Source organism: Pseudoalteromonas sp. 3D05 (assembly GCF_002723455.1).
In the GTDB taxonomy this organism is placed as follows: Bacteria; Pseudomonadota; Gammaproteobacteria; order Enterobacterales; family Alteromonadaceae; genus Pseudoalteromonas.
The window spans coordinates 57834-75577 of sequence record NZ_PDUS01000004.1; the positions used below are offsets into that span (position 1 = coordinate 57834).

Annotated in this window: 15 protein-coding genes; 7 read left to right on the forward strand and 8 right to left on the reverse strand. The window is 39.9% G+C overall.

Annotation, left to right across the window (positions count from 1 at the left end):
- Nucleotides 1-3 precede the first annotated feature (3 nt).
- Together CSC79_RS05845 and CSC79_RS05850 are read right to left on the reverse strand one after the other, a co-directional pair.
- Nucleotides 4-342 carry a P-II family nitrogen regulator gene (locus CSC79_RS05845; protein ID WP_058560161.1) on the reverse strand — a complete coding sequence of 113 codons (339 nt, stop codon included), beginning with the start codon at nucleotides 340-342 and terminating at the stop codon, nucleotides 4-6.
- Between the two features lie 173 nt (nucleotides 343-515).
- Nucleotides 516-1751: a response regulator gene (locus tag CSC79_RS05850; protein ID WP_099295069.1), complete on the reverse strand. Its 1236-nt coding sequence runs from the start codon at nucleotides 1749-1751 to the stop codon at nucleotides 516-518.
- Between the two features lie 267 nt (nucleotides 1752-2018).
- On the opposite strand from CSC79_RS05850, the gene CSC79_RS05855 reads away from it, so the two are divergent.
- From CSC79_RS05855 to serA, 5 genes are all read left to right on the forward strand, one after another.
- Complete coding sequence (locus tag CSC79_RS05855) at nucleotides 2019-3539, forward strand: carboxypeptidase (RefSeq protein ID WP_099294902.1); 1521 nt, start codon at nucleotides 2019-2021, stop codon at nucleotides 3537-3539.
- A 348-nt stretch (nucleotides 3540-3887) separates the two neighbouring features.
- Nucleotides 3888-4445 (forward strand): hypothetical protein, encoded by a 558-nt coding sequence (locus tag CSC79_RS05860; RefSeq protein WP_099294903.1) that lies wholly within the window; start codon nucleotides 3888-3890, stop codon nucleotides 4443-4445.
- A 21-nt stretch (nucleotides 4446-4466) separates the two neighbouring features.
- Nucleotides 4467-5063 (forward strand): 5-formyltetrahydrofolate cyclo-ligase, encoded by a 597-nt coding sequence (locus CSC79_RS05865; protein WP_099294904.1) that lies wholly within the window; start codon nucleotides 4467-4469, stop codon nucleotides 5061-5063.
- A 53-nt stretch (nucleotides 5064-5116) separates the two neighbouring features.
- Nucleotides 5117-5770 carry a ribose-5-phosphate isomerase RpiA gene (gene rpiA, locus CSC79_RS05870; protein ID WP_099294905.1) on the forward strand — a complete coding sequence of 218 codons (654 nt, stop codon included), beginning with the start codon at nucleotides 5117-5119 and terminating at the stop codon, nucleotides 5768-5770.
- 10 nt (nucleotides 5771-5780) lie between these two features.
- A complete protein-coding gene (gene serA / locus CSC79_RS05875) occupies nucleotides 5781-7010 on the forward strand; it encodes a phosphoglycerate dehydrogenase (protein WP_099294906.1) in 1230 nt (409 codons plus the stop codon).
- Nucleotides 7011-7740: 730 nt separating this feature from the next.
- On the opposite strand, the gene CSC79_RS05880 is transcribed toward serA, so the two are convergent.
- The 3 genes from CSC79_RS05880 to radA all read right to left on the reverse strand — a co-directional run bounded on the left by CSC79_RS05880 (nucleotide 7741) and on the right by radA (nucleotide 11509).
- On the reverse strand, nucleotides 7741-8649 hold the full coding sequence (locus tag CSC79_RS05880) for a tetratricopeptide repeat protein (protein WP_237113971.1): 909 nt from the start codon (nucleotides 8647-8649) through the stop codon (nucleotides 7741-7743).
- A 449-nt stretch (nucleotides 8650-9098) separates the two neighbouring features.
- Complete coding sequence (locus CSC79_RS05885) at nucleotides 9099-10031, reverse strand: hypothetical protein (protein ID WP_099294908.1); 933 nt, start codon at nucleotides 10029-10031, stop codon at nucleotides 9099-9101.
- Between the two features lie 92 nt (nucleotides 10032-10123).
- Complete coding sequence (gene radA, locus CSC79_RS05890) at nucleotides 10124-11509, reverse strand: DNA repair protein RadA (RefSeq protein ID WP_099294909.1); 1386 nt, start codon at nucleotides 11507-11509, stop codon at nucleotides 10124-10126.
- A 335-nt stretch (nucleotides 11510-11844) separates the two neighbouring features.
- On the opposite strand from radA, the gene CSC79_RS05895 reads away from it, so the two are divergent.
- A complete protein-coding gene (locus tag CSC79_RS05895; protein WP_099294910.1) occupies nucleotides 11845-14337 on the forward strand; it encodes a PilZ domain-containing protein in 2493 nt (830 codons plus the stop codon).
- Between the two features lie 234 nt (nucleotides 14338-14571).
- On the opposite strand, the gene serB is transcribed toward CSC79_RS05895, so the two are convergent.
- Entirely contained in the window at nucleotides 14572-15579 is a 1008-nt protein-coding gene (gene serB / locus CSC79_RS05900; protein WP_099294911.1) for a phosphoserine phosphatase SerB, read from the reverse strand.
- Between the two features lie 131 nt (nucleotides 15580-15710).
- On the opposite strand from serB, the gene CSC79_RS05905 reads away from it, so the two are divergent.
- Nucleotides 15711-16331 carry an AhpA/YtjB family protein gene (locus tag CSC79_RS05905; protein WP_099294912.1) on the forward strand — a complete coding sequence of 207 codons (621 nt, stop codon included), beginning with the start codon at nucleotides 15711-15713 and terminating at the stop codon, nucleotides 16329-16331.
- On the opposite strand, the gene CSC79_RS05910 is transcribed toward CSC79_RS05905, so the two are convergent.
- Together CSC79_RS05910 and pdxH are read right to left on the reverse strand one after the other, a co-directional pair.
- Nucleotides 16298-17071 (reverse strand): TatD family hydrolase, encoded by a 774-nt coding sequence (locus CSC79_RS05910; protein WP_099294913.1) that lies wholly within the window; start codon nucleotides 17069-17071, stop codon nucleotides 16298-16300. The genes CSC79_RS05905 and CSC79_RS05910 overlap by 34 nt on opposite strands.
- Nucleotides 17072-17077: 6 nt before the next feature.
- Nucleotides 17078-17716 carry a pyridoxamine 5'-phosphate oxidase gene (pdxH, locus tag CSC79_RS05915; protein WP_099294914.1) on the reverse strand — a complete coding sequence of 213 codons (639 nt, stop codon included), beginning with the start codon at nucleotides 17714-17716 and terminating at the stop codon, nucleotides 17078-17080.
- Nucleotides 17717-17744 lie beyond the last annotated feature (28 nt).

The window sequence follows — 17744 nt, forward strand, 5'->3', positions numbered from 1 at the left end:
CCCTTAAATTGCTTCTTCATCAAACTCGCCCGTACGAATACGAACAATCTGATCTAAGTCATAAACGAAAATTTTACCGTCACCAATTTTGCCTGTTGAGGCAATTTTTGTGATGGTTTCAACAACACGTTCACAATTTTCTGTACGAGTAGCAATTTCGAGTTTTATCTTTGGAATAAAATCAACTTGGTATTCTGCACCGCGGTATAGCTCTGTATGTCCACGCTGACGACCAAAACCTTTGACGTCAACAACTGTCATCCCTTCAATGCCTAAATCAGCCAGCGCTTCACGCACATCATCAAGTTTGAATGGCTTTATTATTGCACTAATCATTTTCATAGTGGCCCCCTTCGGACGCTTATTGTTATCCTGTTAGCCTAGATAATCCAACCTTTGTGCCACTATTTTAAAGCAATTAAAAACAATAACTTAATGATAATAGTTAAATAAAAGAAACAAAAAACGCACCATTAAGGTGCGTTTTATTTACATTTTTACTTCACTGGTGCAAATTACTCACTGTGTTGTATCACACAATCTCGTTTTTGATCTTTTGCTTGATACAGCGCCTTGTCCGCTAGACGCATCGCGCTTGTTAACGTCACATTATTAAAATGTGTCAGGCCTACACTTACCGTAATAGTAAAAGATTGACCATTGATAACAAAGTCGTAAGCAGCAATACGCGCTCTAAACGCATCCATCAAGGCATAAGCTTGATCTATATTAATATCAGTTAACACAACTGCAAACTCTTCACCGCCCACACGTGACACTGTAAAGTCTTTAAATGAGCTTCGTAATAAAGAGGAAATTTGTTTAAGTGCCTGATCGCCAGCTTCATGCCCAAACTTATCATTAATCACTTTGAAAAAGTCGATGTCTAATAAAGCTAAGCAATTCTTACGTGACGTCTCTTTTAATAATTTTTCTGCAAACTGGTAAAAATAACGTCGATTGTACAAACCTGTTAAGTCATCTCGATACGCACTTTCTTTTATATCTGCAATTAGCGCTAATTGTTCCATTGTCTGTAATACACGACAATGAAACTCTTCATTCATAAATGGTTTCGTTAAAAAATCATTTGCGCCATATTTTATAAAGCGTGCTGAGAGCCCGTGTTTACCCGCGCCAGATAAACCAATAATCGCCAAATCATCTCTGCCCCTAAAGTTGCGCACCGCTTTTACTAACTCAAAGCCATCCATTGTTGGCATTGCGTAATCGGTCAGCAATAATTTTATTTCAGGATCCGCTTTCAAAATTTTTAACGCGTGTTCACCGTCATTGGCGTCTTGTACGCTAAATAGTTGCCTTTCAAGCATTTGCTTCATTAAAGAGCGACTTAGCATGGAGTCATCCGCAACAAGCGCTTTGCATCCTTGGTTTCTTAATAGCTGAGCTACAAGCTTAACAGCGTAATGGTAGGAGTCACGATTATCTTTTATAACGTAATCAACTACACCTAACTCAAGCATTTGCTGACGCTTATATTCATCAATTTTAGATGTGAGTACCACCGTTGGTACATTTTTTTCGAGCGTATATTTTACCACTTCGCCATCTGGGGCATCGGGTAACGTTAAGTCAACTAAAGCAAGGGTATAATCATGAATACTCACACACTCCCGAGCCTCTGCAAACGTCCATGCAAAGTCAACAGCAACATTCAAGTAATGCGCGGTTAGGTGTCGCAGTACTTGTTGCACTACCTTACTATCTTCGACAATTAAAACTCTTTGCATAAACATCTCAATTACCCATTAACAGGGGGGTTGCTCAATGTGCGCATTAAAGCTAAAGCTCAAATATAACTTAGGCGGGTAATATACTCGATTACTTCACGAATCAAAATCCAATCCCACTAAATTAGGTAAAAAGCATACACAGATAAAAATTAACTAAGCTTAACTTCTACCTCTTACCGACTAATATCAGCACCTAGTCTCATTAACTTTGTTATTTAATCTAAAATTACCTTTAATAGCTGAAATATAAAAAAAGGATCCATTATGAAACTAATAAGTATCATCAGCCTTTCAGTTGCAGCGCTAACCCTTAGCGTCTCGCACGCAAGCTTTGCAACTGAAAATCAGCGTCGTATTGACGTTGACAGTACAGTTGTCACTGAGCACAAAGCACGCATTAATGGTGAACGCTTTTCTTACACCGCAACCACTGGCACCCAACCAGTATGGAATGACAAAGGCGATGCAGTCGCCACATTGCAATATACTTATTATGAGCGCGACAAAGTTGACGATAGAACAAAGCGCCCACTGCTCATTTCATTCAATGGCGGACCAGGTTCAGCGTCAGTATGGATGCACCTAGCTTATACTGGCCCGCGTGTATTAAAGATTGATGATGAAGGTTACCCAATTCAGCCATACGGCGTAAAAGATAACCCTTACTCAGTGCTTGATGTGGCCGATATTGTTTATGTAAATCCAGTGAATACGGGTTATTCACGTGTTTTAGAAAACGAAAAAGGCGAGCTACCAAGTAAAGACGCACAGAAAAAAATGTTCTTTGGTGTCAATGCAGATATTAAATACCTTGCCGAGTGGCTCAACACCTTTGTAAACAGACATGAGCGCTGGCGTTCACCTAAATTTTTAATTGGCGAAAGCTACGGTACAACGCGTGTATCAGGGCTTGCTCATGAATTACAAAATCGCCAATGGATGTATATTAACGGTGTTGTGCTTGTATCACCTACTGATATCGGTATCAAGCGCGATGGTCCTGTAAAGGCAGCGAATCGCTTACCATACTTTGCAGCAACCGCGTGGTATCACAAAGCATTAAGCCCTGAGTTACAAGCAAAAGATTTAGATGAGTTACTTCCTGAGGTCGAAGCGTTTACAATTAACAAGTTGATCCCTGCGATTGCAAAAGGCGGTTTTATTGGCGATGAAGAAAAACGCGCTATCATTAAGCAAATGGCACTTTACGCTGGTGTGTCTGAAAAATTTGTTGCACAAAATAACTTAGACATTCCAACTAACTTCTTTTGGAAAGAATTATTACGCGATCGCGGTCAAACATTGGGCCGTTTAGACTCTCGTTATTTAGGCATAGACAAACGTGATGCTGGCGAATCTCCAGATTACTGGGCTGAACTCACCTCATGGCTACATTCATTCACCCCAGCAATAAACCACTATTTACGTCATGAGCTAAAATATAAAACCGACGTAAAATATAACTTATTCGGTAACGTACACCCTTGGGATCGCAGCAATAACAAAACAGGTGAAAACTTGCGCTTGGCCATGGCACAAAATCCTTACCTCAATGTATTAGTACAAGCGGGTTATTATGACGGTGCAACAAATTACTTTGATGCAAAGTATACAATGTGGCAACTTGACCCTAGCAGTAAAATGCGTGACCGCTTAAGTTTTAAAGGCTACCGCAGTGGTCATATGATGTATCTTCGCCATGCTGATTTAGAGAGCTCTAATAATGATTTACGCGAGTTTATAATCAATGCATTACCCAAAGAAGGCGAAGCTGCTAAATATTAATAGCTGATATTTAGACTATATTTGTCCTGTCCAGCCCGTTTACACGGGCTGTTCTTTTTATACCCAAACCACCTCAAATGCAGAACTCAGTGTATCACAGGGGCTTAATATCAAAGTGTTACTTTGCAATAATGGCAATCCCTTATAAAAAGTAACAACACAGAGAGCAAGCCACTGTGAAACGCCCAAAGGGTTGGTTTAAAAGCGATTTATACTGCGTTATCGATTTTCACCATTACTTGCTATCAGTGCCTTACCTAACGCGCTTTTAATTCCAACGACACTCGTATTCTGAGGTGATTTGGGTATATACTCAACTTATTGATTCAACATTTTTGGAAAACAAAGATGTCAGAAAACTATCGCGTTATGTTTGCAGGATTAGCAAACGATACTCAATCTAGCGACGCACAAACTAAACTGGCGACTAAGCTCAATGCATCACCAAATAAGGTCGCTGCATTTTTTGAAAATAAACCTTTATTCGCTGCGTGCTCAAAAGATAAAGCACTAAAACAAGCTAAACTATTGGCAAGTTTCGGTATTAAAAGCAAGTTACAACCTATTAATACAGGCACTTCTGCAAATATTAACGATGATGCAGCTTTGCAACGCGATGAACGCATTTTCAACGCACTTGATTACATCACCAGTAGCTTGATTCGAATTGAAGAAAAGCTCGATGATTTAGAGCAACGACTCCCTGCTGTAGACGAACAGCCTTCGGTGGCCGATGAGGGGGATTGGCAAAATGATGACTTATTACTGGATGAAGAGCTCAATACACCAATAAAAAAACATAACAACGCACTTCTTTATTCACTCATTGCGATGGTCATATTATTGCTCATTGTACTTGGGCTATCATTCGCTTTCCCTGATTTATTTGCCTTTTTAGACTCGTAAAACATAATTTGAAAGTGAAGCATGAATATTAATAGAGCAAATTTACGACAAAAAATTAGAAAACGGCGCCAAAACTTATCAAAAATTGAGCAAGAAATTGCAGCCGAACAGCTTAAAGTGAATTTTATTCAACACCTAAAAAGGTACAATACAACTAAAAACTCACAGGTAGCACTTTATTTAAGCAACGACTCAGAACTTGATACATCTTTGTTAATTAAAGAGCTTTGGACTAAAAACCACCTTGTATACCTACCTGTAATACACCCTTTCAACGGCACAACCTTGTACTTTCAGCGCTATGAAGAAAATTCACCCATGAGAGCAAATCACTATGCTATCTTGGAGCCTAAGTTAAATTGTAGTCAGATTTGCCCCTTACAGGACTTAGATTACTTATTAATGCCACTCGTGGCATTTGATAGTCATGGTAATCGTTTAGGTATGGGAGGCGGTTTTTATGATAAGACCTTGGCGCGCTACCACAACGAAAACTGGCAAAAACCGCAACTTATTGGTCTTGCACATCAGTGCCAGCATGTTGAAAGTTTACCCGTAGAACCGTGGGATGTACCTTTAAATTTTATTATTACACCGCATAAAATTTACCATTGGTAAGCAATATATTTGTATACTTACGTAAATAAACTCCACCTATAGAGCAACTAAAAATGACACAAGATGAACTAAAAAAAGCAGCTGCGTGGGCTGCACTCGAATTCGTAGAAGAAAATACCATTGTTGGTGTTGGCACCGGCTCCACTGTTAATCATTTTATTGATGCACTTGGCTCTATAAAAGACACCATCACAGGAGCAGTATCAAGCTCTGATGCATCGACAGAAAAGCTTAAAGCGCTTGGTATTGAAGTATTTGAGCTAAATGATGTAGCAAGCTTAGACGTATATGTTGATGGTGCTGATGAAATAAATACACACAATGAAATGATCAAAGGCGGCGGTGCTGCATTAACGCGTGAAAAAATCGTTGCTGCCGTTGCCAAACAATTTGTATGTATTGTTGATGATACCAAGCTGGTTGATACTATGGGTGAGTTTCCATTGCCTGTTGAAGTTATCCCAATGGCACGCAGCTATGTCGCACGCGAATTGTTAAAACTAGGTGGTGACCCGGTTTACCGCCAAGGTGTTGTTACCGACAATGGCAATGTTATTTTAGACGTACATAATTTAAAAATTACCGACGCAAAACAACTTGAGCAGACAATTAATCAAATTGTCGGCGTTGTAACCAACGGCTTATTTGCCGAACGTGGCGCAGATAAAGTCATCATAGGCACCAAAAATGGGCCACAGATAAAATAGGAATGAGGATATGAGTAAGGTATCGTTAGCAAAAGACAAAATTAAAATTCTCTTGCTTGAAGGTGTGCACCAAAGTGCAGTTGAAACACTAAAACGTAATGGTTACAGCAACATCGATTACGTCAAAACATCGTTACCTGAGGACGAACTACTTGAGCGCATCAAAGATGTGCACTTTGTAGGACTTCGTTCTCGTACTCAAATTAATGCAACAGTACTAGAAGCAGCCGAAAAACTTGTTGCAGTTGGCTGTTTTTGTATTGGTACCAACCAAGTTGATTTAGATGCAGCACGCGAGCGTGGTATCGCTGTTTTTAACGCCCCATTCTCAAATACGCGCTCAGTTGCAGAACTTGTTCTAGGCGAAATTTTACTGTTGTTCCGCGGTATTCCTGAGCGTAATGCTATTGCACACCGTGGCGGGTGGTTAAAAACCGCTCATGGGTCGTTTGAAGCTCGTGGTAAAACACTGGGTATTATTGGCTACGGCCATATTGGTACACAGCTTGGCATCATGGCAGAAAACATAGGCATGAACGTTGAATTTTACGACATAGAGGACAAGCTAACGCTGGGTAATGCTACTCAAGTGCATAACCTAACTCAGCTACTACAACGCGCCGATGTTATTAGTTTGCATGTACCTGAAACACCACAAACTAAAAACCTTATTGGTAGTGCTGAAATTTCAGTCATGAAACAAGGGGCTATTTTGATCAACGCCTCACGCGGCACCGTCGTTGATATAGACGCCCTTGCAGAAGCTCTCAGTGAGAAAAAACTAAGCGGCGCTGCCATTGACGTATTCCCAGTCGAGCCAAAATCAAACGATGATGAATTTGTATCACCACTGCGTGAATTCGACAACGTGATTTTAACCCCACACATTGGTGGCTCTACCCAAGAAGCACAAGAGAATATCGGTATTGAAGTTGCTGGCAAATTAGCTAAATACTCAGATAACGGCTCAACCATTACTGCTGTTAACTTCCCTGAAGTATCTCTACCTGAGCTTGCTAATCGCAGCCGCTTATTGCACGTACACCACAACCGCCCAGGCGTACTAACACAAATTAACCAAGCGTTCGCACAGCACGGCATCAATATCGCCGCACAGTACTTACAAACTGACGAAGCCATTGGCTATGTGGTTATCGACGTAGACACAGATCAATCTGAAGTAGCCCTGAAAGAGCTCAGTGCAGTAGAAGGCACTATTAGAGCCCGTTTATTGCACTAGGTGCTAGGTGCTAGGTGCTAGCAAAAGATAAAAGCCGTGTTTGTTAATTCAAGCACGGCTTTTATTTAGATACAAAATAGAGTTATTAAGCAGTGAAAGGAATCCTATAGAAAAAGGCAATACATGCCCCCTGAGTCACCTTGAACGGCTTTCCTCATTTTTGGCTGCTTCGTACATCAATCACTGTAAATCCGAGCTTTTCTGCATTATTTACAACCAAATTAAAACACACAATAAAAATAATAAAACCTAAGAAAAAGGTTAATAGGTGTTTAATTTTACCGCCTTCTAATCGCATTAATCTGCCTGTAAAAATACAAAAGCTCCTAAGAGAAATAATGAACAGTGCAAACATAAATACGAAAAATATAACTTTAAAAACGACAAACATAACTCTCACTTAGACTGCTAACCAAGCTGTAAAATAATGCTAACGACAGATATAAATTACTCGAGGTGTTGTGATTCAATGAAACCATAAAACAATGTGTATTAAATACATTCATTATTCCACTAGCAATTGCCTTAGTAAACCAGCGAGTAAAACTCTAGGTGTGTTATTTTGCACCAAAACGGCAGTTGGACTAAACCTAACACCACGCGGCTCTGGTGGTACGATGCGAGTAAAATAAAAGCCGTGCTTATTTTAACAAGCACGGCTTTTATTTTTAAGTGATAAACCTAATTCAACAAAAACTACTGTCAGCACATGAAATAGGGCATTTTGCTGTTAATTGCCACCACGAAGGCGCGCAGCTTGTCCGCTTAAAAATGCTTGGGTTGCACCTTGTTTAAAGCGCCTTAAATCCTCATCACCACTAATAGATGAACAAGGAATAGTATCATTACATCGAGAGCCTCTGATTCTGCTTGATGTTGACGCCCTCATGCTCGGTAAGTTTTTCAATCCAGAAATAAACATATCCATTGTCTGCTTTTCTCTGACCACCTCGATACGTTCAATGTCTTTGTTTTTGGGTTCTCTGGGTAAAGCAACGCCTAAGTCGACGAGCTTTTGTTTTGCTCTTGGGTCTCTATTAGCGATTTTTTTATACAGTGCAAGCGACTTCTCTTTATCAGCTTTTCCCAACATTGTAGACTCATGCAGTTTAGCCAATAAATAATGTGCTCTAACATGCCCTTTATTAGCAGCTAACTCTAACTTTTCTTTTGCTTCGAACACATCTTCTTGAGACGGGTTGTTCAACAATAAGTACACCGCGGTAAAGTAATGCGCTTTTTTTAACTTTTTCGCTGCTTTTCGTAAATTAGTAAGTCCAAGGCTGACGTTAACTTCCCCGCCTTCGCCTTCAAGCATCATAATACCCAGCTTGAATTGGCTGTTTGGTAAATCCCAACGCGCAGCTTCATAAAAGTACCGGCGCGCTTTTTTTAGATCCTTTTCCACCCCATAACCATTGTAATAAAAGCTCCCCATCATTTCTTGCGCGATGGGTATTTGTTGGCGTGAATATTGTTTTAATTTTTTAAACTCTTGCTTACAGTGCTCTGACGAGCACGCCCCTAACTTATCTTGATTTTTTGGTGGGCTATCAACACCTGCAGAGGTAATAAATGAGGCTAAAAATGTTGATAGGAGTAAACCGGTAAGTAATGGCGTTCGCATAAATAATTTCACTCATCCTTGTTATTGTTGAATAAACAATAGTCAAAGCAAGTTTATAAGTCAATCATTCTAAAACTAACTACTTGATAAAAAATAAACATAAAAACCATCAACGAGTAAGTTTATTTAGCTAACCGTCTCAAAAGTGATGCTGATTGCCCTTGAAATGAAGCATATTCATGCCGGCTTGATGGTGAACCTTAATGCGGCTCAATGCACTCCACTTCAAACAAATAAAAATTAATACTATACCACTGGGGTCAACTTGGGTTTTGCAGAGAGCACGAGTGGCTTTGAGTCTAAATAGTTGGATAAAAATGGACTAAGGTGGGTTAATCAAACAATGAACGTAAGCTATCGCTTTCAATAGACCTGTGATGATTTGAAAGCGCGAGTTAGCGCGCTTTTAAATCACTCAAAATGGTATTTTTTCTTAAACTTAAGAATTATAGCTTCTCGAGCTACTCCCCTTTTGCTTGTAAGTTTATAAACTCTGCCAACTCGTTAGGTTGCCCCATTAGAGTAAAAATCTGTTGGTTTATTTCGGTCATGGTTTGCCCCTCTGGCAGGCTTGCCGAGACAGTTAGCGACCCAAAGCCTTTAGTGAAGTCTTTAATTGCTTGCGCTAACTCATCGCTCACTGGAGATTGCTGTAATTGCATCTCGACCATTTGTTGCATTTGCTCAAGTGTCATCCCTTGCTTTTCAAGAACTTGTTCAACTAAGGCTTTAAACTCACCTTGGTTTTGTAAGTTAATTTCAATAGTGCGTGGCTCAAGACCAGAGAGCGCTTCCATCATAATTGTTTGCTGCTGAAGTTCCTGCTCTAGGGTTAATTGTTGTGAGCCACTTTCTTGCTGCAATTTACTGGCGGCCAACGACGCTTCCATCAATGGCGTTGAATTAGCTAAGCCTAAATCAAAATTAAACGCAATAATGTCGTTTGCATCAATAGTAAGTTTAATATCACTATTGCCTGACTCCGCATCGTAATTCATCAAAGTATGTAAGTCATAACGCGCGCTGGCCAGTTGATTGTTTGCATTAGCTGGAAGCTGCGCCACAAACTCGTCACTGAATTTAAACCCATTGACTGATAACTCAGTACGAGGCGCTATTTTATCTGTCTCGTATCCAGCAACCAATACATCATCAATTACAGCGATGCTTTTACCATCAAAACCAGTTACAACGAGATTAGACAGTTCAACACTTTGTGAAAAAACACTCGCTGATAACTCATCGTATGAGACTACCGAACCAACCTGCTCCGTTAGCATTGCAAGCTGGCGGTCAACTTCACCTTTGACTTCTTGCGTTACAAGGTGGTTAGCGTAGCTAACACCACCGAGTGTTATAGCCACAACACCTGCAATAATTGCTAGTTTTTTCATTATATTCCTTATTATGTTTTTTAAATCAATTTATCTTCGCTCAAGGTTAACATTGAACAACATGACTCGTTAAGCGCTTTTAAAGCCTGCTATTAATTTATCAGGCTTAGCAGCTCATGCACTGTTTTAACGGGGGTAATTTTTGCTCCAAGTCCTTCCATCGACTTATGGTAATTACGAAATGGTATAAATATTTCAGTAAAGCCATGTTGCGCAGCTTCTTTAACCCTTGGCACGCCGCTGTCTATCGGCCTTACGTCCCCATTTAAGCTAAGCTCACCCATAATGCAGGTTGTTCGCGGTACCACAAACTCATTTAAACTACTCAATAAAGCCGCAACTAAAGCAAGGTCAATACAGGTTTCTGATTCGTCAATTTTCAAACCGCCCACAATATTAAAAAAAGTGTCGTGAAAAATTTTAGTTTTAGTATGTTTACGCAAAATACCTGTGAGCATTTTGATTCGGTTCATGTTTAACCCTACACACACTCGTTGCGGGAACTCGGCTTCGGTTTCGGTGGTTAAACATTGAATTTCAAGCAATAGGTTTCGGTTGCCTTTACGGATACAGGTAATGGCAGAACCCGGTGATTCAGTACTTGAGCCCGATAAAAATATTTCACTTGGGTTATCTACACTGAGCATGCCCCGCTCACACATTCTAAAAATGCCCACAGTATCTATATCACCAAAACGGTTTTTATTGGCTCTTAAAGTACGGATTTGGCCATCGTTTGTATCTATATGTAATAACGCATCAACGATATGTACTAATGTTTGTGGGCCTGCTATCTCGTTGTTTTTATTAACATGAGCAATGATGAACATAGTGACATCATTTTGTTTGCAGTACTGGGTTAAAGCTTGCGCAGCACTTTTAACTTGTGAAGGCGAACCTGGGCTGCCGTTGGCAGTGTCGGTGACAACCGCTTGGATAGAGTCTATTACAGCAAACTTAATTTTGTTCTTTTCAAGCTCTTCAATTATCGTCTCAACACTAGTCTCAGAAAGGAGGTAAAGCTCATCCGCGTTATAATCAAGCTTTAAACGGTTTACACGATTTTTAAACTGCGATAAAGACTCCTCAGCAGTACAGTAAAGTGATGGCATGCGCTTAGACATTCTTGCAACCAAATCAGAAAGCAGTGTTGTTTTACCTGCACCCGGGTCTCCGGAAATAATATTCACCGAACCGGTTGTAACACCACCGCTTAATACCCTATCAAGCTCCCCAATCTCAGTAAGTTGTTTTTCAGCCTCGACGGTGGCGATATCATTTATTTTTTTTGAACCTCCGCCTACTCCACCCGCATAACCACCGGTACCTGCGCGTGACGAAGCTTTTTTATTTTGCCCTGCAGAGGGCTTAAATTCGGCTAAGGTATTCCACGCACCACAACGACACTGTCCTTGCCAACGCTGATAGTTCATGCCGCATTCGGTGCAAACAAACTCTACTTTTGCCGCTTTTGCCATTTAAATTCTTACCTAGTCTTATGTATTTATATTATGCTTATAAAAGCGTTTATTTTGTTAACTCATGGTTTTACATGGTTACACTGCTTGCCAATTAGTTAAATCAGCGCCACAATCTATTTATAGCTTTATGAAATTTCTTTAAGGCACGTTTTTTGCTTTGTTTTTAGTTAGCTAATACATAGATTTATGAGCCATTTATTTGGCAAATTATAATAATAAAAATTAAAAGTAGCTATCGTAACACTATTATAAGTAGTAAAGCAGCTCTACTAAGTTAACGTGTTGCTTATATAAATAGATGTATCTACTTTTCCAAGGTGATGGTTTTATAGATGAGTGAAGATGTTCTCCTAAAATACGAAGATTTAGTTGATGAATTAAAATCGTATTTAGGCAATACAAAATTTGATGGAATCTTTAAATCAAAAACAGCAGGCTTAACTAAGCCTGAGCAGTTTTTGATCAAGATGGAAATGTCACGCTTATCTCAACCCGTTGCACGTTTTATAGATTTAAGAGGCCAAGTAACTGGCCAAGTAAAGCCCTACGAATATGGTGGTAAGCAACACTTTATGGATGAAACTGCCATAAGCGTGTTTGAAGAAGCAATAAAACGCCATGGCGGTTATACCCTTGCAGTTTATGAAGCGGTAATGAATACCGATAATAACCATAGGGTCATGCAAAAAAAGGCGACGGAACTTGCTAACCAGCCAGAGCAACAAGCTCAAAATACACTTAGTTGCCAAGTAATCAAGTTTGCCTCTTATGAAAGTCGCCGTGAAGAGCGGATGAATTACTCAATTAAAATTACTGTTGAGATAAACCAAGGAAATACAATATCTGCTACCACATCAGATATTTCCTTAAGTGGTGCCAAAATCAAACTAGCGCCGCGGTATACTGTTAAACGTGGACAACTCATCGGATTAAGGCTCGTTGGCTTAGAGCAAGACTTTGAGCTTGGGCTAAAAAATGGTATTCAGTATGAGGTGGTTGCTGTTGAACCGGTATCTGCAGATTTTAACCACGTCCGATTAAAACGAACATTTATTGAAAACAATGTTAAATTCGATGAGTTTCTAGAAAGCTTTATCCACGGTAATAAACGCAGATACAAAGTAAACTTAGATAATACGCTTGATGCGGTAGTCTCAAAAGGGTATGAGCAATACTATATACCTCGCGTTGCTTCATTATTTGTTTTTTTTAGTTTAGAAAGTGAAAAGCTATACCCAAGTATAGCGTTAACAACTGAAAACAATGTATTTATCCAACGTTATTTCTGCGATGAACGAAAGCTATCTTGCCTATACTCTATCTTGAATCAACAACGTCTGGCTGAACTTTTAAACGACCCAGCCCCAGTGAAAGAGGAGTACTTATATACTTTCACTCACGTGGTGTCTGGCAAAGTATATTATTATTCGGCGACCCGAACTGAGCTTAACAAAGAGCCTAAATTACATAATTTGTTTTTTGGCTTTGGTAGCCAAAAAGACAGCTGGCAATGTTTTAAAGTACAGTTAATGCCAAGCCATCCCGAGGATTCTTTTATACCTTTGAGCCTGCCTAAAACAGCGGGTAAAGATATTGAAAAACTTAACAAGCCTCCGTCACCTCGCGTGCAAGGCATGTTAAAAGATATAAAATATTTAGCTGTATTAACCGCAGTGGGCACCCCCGCAGAGCAAAAACGTTACCAAACCATTGAATACAATAAAAGTGTAGTCAATGAATTAAAACGCTTTGGTCATGGTAAACACAAAACCCCTCCCCGCTTAGAAGCCATTGATCTTGAATATGTAAATTTGCGTGCCCACAAGCGTTACCTCTATAAAACAGAGGTTATTGTGAATGAAGTAGCCTCAGAAGAACATTCAATTCAAGCTCATAGCCTTGATTTTTCGGTGATGGGATTGCAAATTGAGTGCAAGCAGCCAGTTGATTTTAAAAAGGGTCATATTGTAGAGCTCAGCTTACCTGAGTTACAAAAAATCACTAAAAAGCATCAGTTATCTAAGCTTAAATATGAAGTGATGGCTGTAAGCAAGTCTTTGACTACTATTAACTTAAAAGCCACAATAATAGCTGACTTACCTCATATGGGAGTGAAGTTTTTCACTCAATTAATTGAAAATAATAAAAGTAAGTTAAAGGTATCTGAAGAGACACCAAAAATTCCAGGGCTTTCAACTGCACTAAGAAACATGGTGACAAAAACAGTGTGTCAGCTCCCTTTTTATTTACATAAAGAAGCCGCACATTTTACCACAGGTGCAATTGGTCAAGGTTTATACCCTAGCCCCATACATCGTATTTTACAAAGTTTTGGTTTGTTAAATGAAAAGACCAGTTTAGACGCATTTTTGTCAACTGATCAAATTACCGACACAATCACACCATTGATTAAAGACCGAAGCCGACAAGATCCTCCCTTACCATTTACCTTGTTCATTCGCTTTGATCCGAAAAAGTCATCCGTTGAAAGTGCGATAAAAACTCAGTGCACAGCAGTTGATGATTTCGCACCGCATACGTTTTTCCTCAAAAAAGGCTTAAAGAATGAGCTGATTTTTGTAATGCGTCTGTTTATATCGCGAACAGGTCGCCCTGATACCGATTACTTATCAAACGAATTAAAATATGTCAGCCAATATGCTTTGCACAAAGCGAAAGACTTAGAAGAAGCGCTTTGGTCTGTTGCTGGTGTAGGTGACATGGTGGATGTAACAGAAGAAGCGCTCAATCACTTTGACTTTAAAGCTGAGCAAATAGAACAAATGTCATCACGAAAAAAAATTTGGTTGAATCGATTAGGTTAAGTACGAAAGTTACCTAAAACTTACGGTTCGTTGATTATTTAACCTGAACTCTGGATAATAAATCTATCTCCAGCGGCTACTTTCAACGCTAACTGCGTTGAATTTACTTGCAATAGGCTAGCTATTGACGCGTAAATTCGCCTTGTTATCGATAAAAGTCTTCGGCTGGAGACTAATAAATATATTTGTGATTTAGTATCAATACATTAGTACATCTCTTAACCAGAGTTCAGGTTATTTAGGGATAGTCAGCAAATACAATAATTGTAATAAGGAGCCTTCGCATATTGCTGCTTGTGCCTGCTCAACTACTTTAGGTTTACCGTGAACGGCAACGCCTAATCCAGCCTCTTTCATCATTACTAAATCATTTGCGCCATCACCTATTGCGACTGTTTGATGAGGTGGTAAGCTCAATCGCTTTTGCAGCATACCAAGCACTTTGGCTTTTTGATTAGCGTCTACAATTGTGCCAAGCACTTTACCCGTCAGTTTGTTGTCTTTAAATTCAAGCACATTTGCATGTACTTCATCTAGGTTGAGTAACGCCTGTACTTGTTCTGCAAAGGGTACAAACCCACCAGAGGCAATGGCTAAATACCAGTTATGCTGTTTTAGTACTCGACACAGTGCGTCGATACCCGGCATCAACGGTAGCGTACTCTTGAGCTCATCAATTAAGCTTTGCTCTATACCTTCAAGCTTTGCAACTCGTTGATACAAGCTTTCACTAAAATCGAGCTTACCTGCCATCGCTTCTGCGGTGACCGCTGCAACTTCGTCATAAACATTTGCAAGGCGTGCTATTTCATCAATGCATTCAATTGTGATTGCCGTTGAGTCCATATCCATTACCAACAAACCCGGCTCATTTAAATTAGGCGGCGTGCTGAGTTGCACCAATTGAAAGCCTTTCGCATGAGCAAACTCATTCATTACCAAAGGGTTTAAAGAGCCATAATAGTCATTACTGTAGAAACAAATAGCTGGTGCAAGCATTGGATCCGGTTGGTAGCGACAAACGCTACTAACTAAAATGTTATTCGTGTTGAGGAAATTTAGAATATCCTCAAAATTTTCACCATCTAATTGTGCCCCAAATGCAACACTAAACGTCCCCTTTGGATTATCAGGTATGAGTGTTTTTGTAAATTCAGCCTCAACGAACTGATACCAGTTGCCAAGTACTAATTGCGATGATAATTGGGCTGGTGATAGGGCCGCAAGGCGTTCCAATGTCATGATGACTCCAAATGAGACTAATGTCCCCCTGCATTTTTAACAGTAAACTCGCCATAAGCAGGGATTTAAGGTTATAGTTAGCATAGTTGTAACATCAAAAACAAAGGCTGTCAGCAGCGTAAGCAATGACTATGAAAAATAACCATATTAATAACCCAGTTTCAGCATCAGTTAGGCAACGACTTGTTCGCCTGAGCTTAGCGGCTGCTTGCTTTTTATTATTAACATGGGTTGCTGTTAATAGCAGCTTTCAAAGTCATCAGTTACTTTATGATAATGCTGATAACACAGCAAAGAGCTTAACACGGCTTATGGCACTGAGTGCACAAACACCACTAGTTGAAAAAAACAAACCTGCACTCAATGCGCTTTGTAATAATATTAGTAAAGATGAGTTTGTGCTAGCTGCCACAATTTACGACCATCAAGGTGCATTAATTGCGAGCAGCGATAATTGGCAACCTCACCATTTAATTGGTAAATTACCCCATTCAACCCCTGGTATTAGTAAATTAAAAACTCCCTTTGTTGAGCCTGTCACCAATGCTGATGGACGTCCTATAGGGTTTGTTTCGATTACTTATTTAACCCGTGCAGCGGTATCGCAAAGCCATAACCATTTTCATGATTTAGGCCGCCAAGTACTTCTAATGTTAGTGATAACGAGTATTTTTACATGGCAACTGGGGCGTGGTTTAAAGCGTTGGCAAGTTAGTCGCTATATGCAGAAAAGTGCTGAACAAGAGTCATAAAGCTGCTGCTTAAATGTCGCTTTACCTTCACCTGTTAGTTGCTTTAGTTCACATAATTGGTCAAACACACGAGGTAGTTGCAGTGGCGTGTTTATTTGTCCTTGGAAACCTGATAAAGGCATTGAGGGGGAATCCGTTTCCAATAGTAAATACCTAGCATCTAACTGCGCAATAACGTGGCGAGTCTTTTGGGCTCGCTCATATGTAATAGCTCCCCCCACTCCTAGTTTAAACCCCTGCTCAATATAATAGTATGCTTGCTGCATTGAACCTGAAAAAGCATGTATCACACCGCCGTATTTAGGCTTACAGCGTTTAAAGGACTGGGCAATTAAGTCATGGCTTTTTCGATGATGGACAATTAAGGGAAGTTGCAGTTGGTTTGCTAGCGCTATTTGGTACTCAAAAATATGAATTTGAAGAGCAAGGTCATCGATACTGCGGTCAATACCACACTCACCAATAGCAATAATTGTGTCTCTATGATGATGAGCAAATTTAGTTAATTTTGCTAAGTTCTCATCAAGGTATTCTGATAAGAAGTAAGGGTGTAAACCTGCTCCAATACGAACACAGGAATAGCGCTTTGCAAACTCAATAAGTGCCTTAGATTGCTCTAAAGTAACCCCAGGAACAATAAAAGCGTTTACCCCCTGCTGCTGGCATCGCTCTATCAATTGCTCCCTATTAGGCTCAAATTCACTAAAGTCTAGGTGACAGTGAGAATCAATAAAGCTCATAGCTACTTAGGGGTTCAACCGTGTAATTTGCCAACTGTTATCGGCTTGGCGTTGATACATAAATCGATCATGTAGACGGTGCGCGCCACCTTGCCAAAACTCAATTTTAGTCGGCACAACACAATAGCCGCCCCAAAAATCAGGAAGTGGAATTTCACCATTGGAGAACTTATTTTTCATATTAGCAAAGGTTTCCATTAACACTTTGCGCGATGAAATTGGTCTACTTTGAGCTGAAGCCCACGCAGCTAATTGACTTTCTTTCGGGCGTGATAAGAAATATTTCGCCACCGACGAGGTAGGTAATGGCTTAGCTTCACCATAGACAATAACTTGGCGCTCCATGTGGTGCCATGGAAAGTGCAGAGAAATCTTGTTATTACCTTTAAGTTCTTGCGCTTTGCGCGAGCCTGTATTAGTAAAAAACACAAAGCCATTATCATCAAGGTGTTTTAATAACACGATGCGCTGTGAAGGTTGGCCGGTTTCATCAACTGTTGCCACTACCATAGCGGTTGGATCAGGCATTTGTGTTGCCACCGCATTTTCAAGCCACATTTCAAACTGCTTAAATGGGCAATCAAGCAAGTTGTCTTCGCTAAGCGCATCTTGCAAGTATTCACGACGAATATCTTCGAGTTTCATAAAATTCCCTCTAGGTTCTAGGTTCTAG

Bases quoted from the DNA above. Each gene is read 5' to 3' on its own strand.
- CSC79_RS05905 (WP_099294912.1), top strand. From the start codon at position 15,711: ATGAAAAATAACCATATTAATAACCCAGTTTCAGCATCAGTTAGGCAA.
- CSC79_RS05885 (WP_099294908.1), bottom strand. From the start codon at position 10,031: ATGAAAAAACTAGCAATTATTGCAGGTGTTGTGGCTATAACACTCGGT.
- radA (WP_099294909.1), bottom strand. From the start codon at position 11,509: ATGGCAAAAGCGGCAAAAGTAGAGTTTGTTTGCACCGAATGCGGCATG.
- CSC79_RS05850 (WP_099295069.1), bottom strand. From the start codon at position 1,751: ATGCAAAGAGTTTTAATTGTCGAAGATAGTAAGGTAGTGCAACAAGTA.
- serB (WP_099294911.1), bottom strand. From the start codon at position 15,579: ATGACATTGGAACGCCTTGCGGCCCTATCACCAGCCCAATTATCATCG.
- CSC79_RS05860 (WP_099294903.1), top strand. From the start codon at position 3,888: ATGTCAGAAAACTATCGCGTTATGTTTGCAGGATTAGCAAACGATACT.
- serA (WP_099294906.1), top strand. From the start codon at position 5,781: ATGAGTAAGGTATCGTTAGCAAAAGACAAAATTAAAATTCTCTTGCTT.
- CSC79_RS05855 (WP_099294902.1), top strand. From the start codon at position 2,019: ATGAAACTAATAAGTATCATCAGCCTTTCAGTTGCAGCGCTAACCCTT.
- CSC79_RS05865 (WP_099294904.1), top strand. From the start codon at position 4,467: ATGAATATTAATAGAGCAAATTTACGACAAAAAATTAGAAAACGGCGC.
- rpiA (WP_099294905.1), top strand. From the start codon at position 5,117: ATGACACAAGATGAACTAAAAAAAGCAGCTGCGTGGGCTGCACTCGAA.
- pdxH (WP_099294914.1), bottom strand. From the start codon at position 17,716: ATGAAACTCGAAGATATTCGTCGTGAATACTTGCAAGATGCGCTTAGC.
- CSC79_RS05845 (WP_058560161.1), bottom strand. From the start codon at position 342: ATGAAAATGATTAGTGCAATAATAAAGCCATTCAAACTTGATGATGTG.
- CSC79_RS05895 (WP_099294910.1), top strand. From the start codon at position 11,845: ATGAGTGAAGATGTTCTCCTAAAATACGAAGATTTAGTTGATGAATTA.
- CSC79_RS05910 (WP_099294913.1), bottom strand. From the start codon at position 17,071: ATGAGCTTTATTGATTCTCACTGTCACCTAGACTTTAGTGAATTTGAG.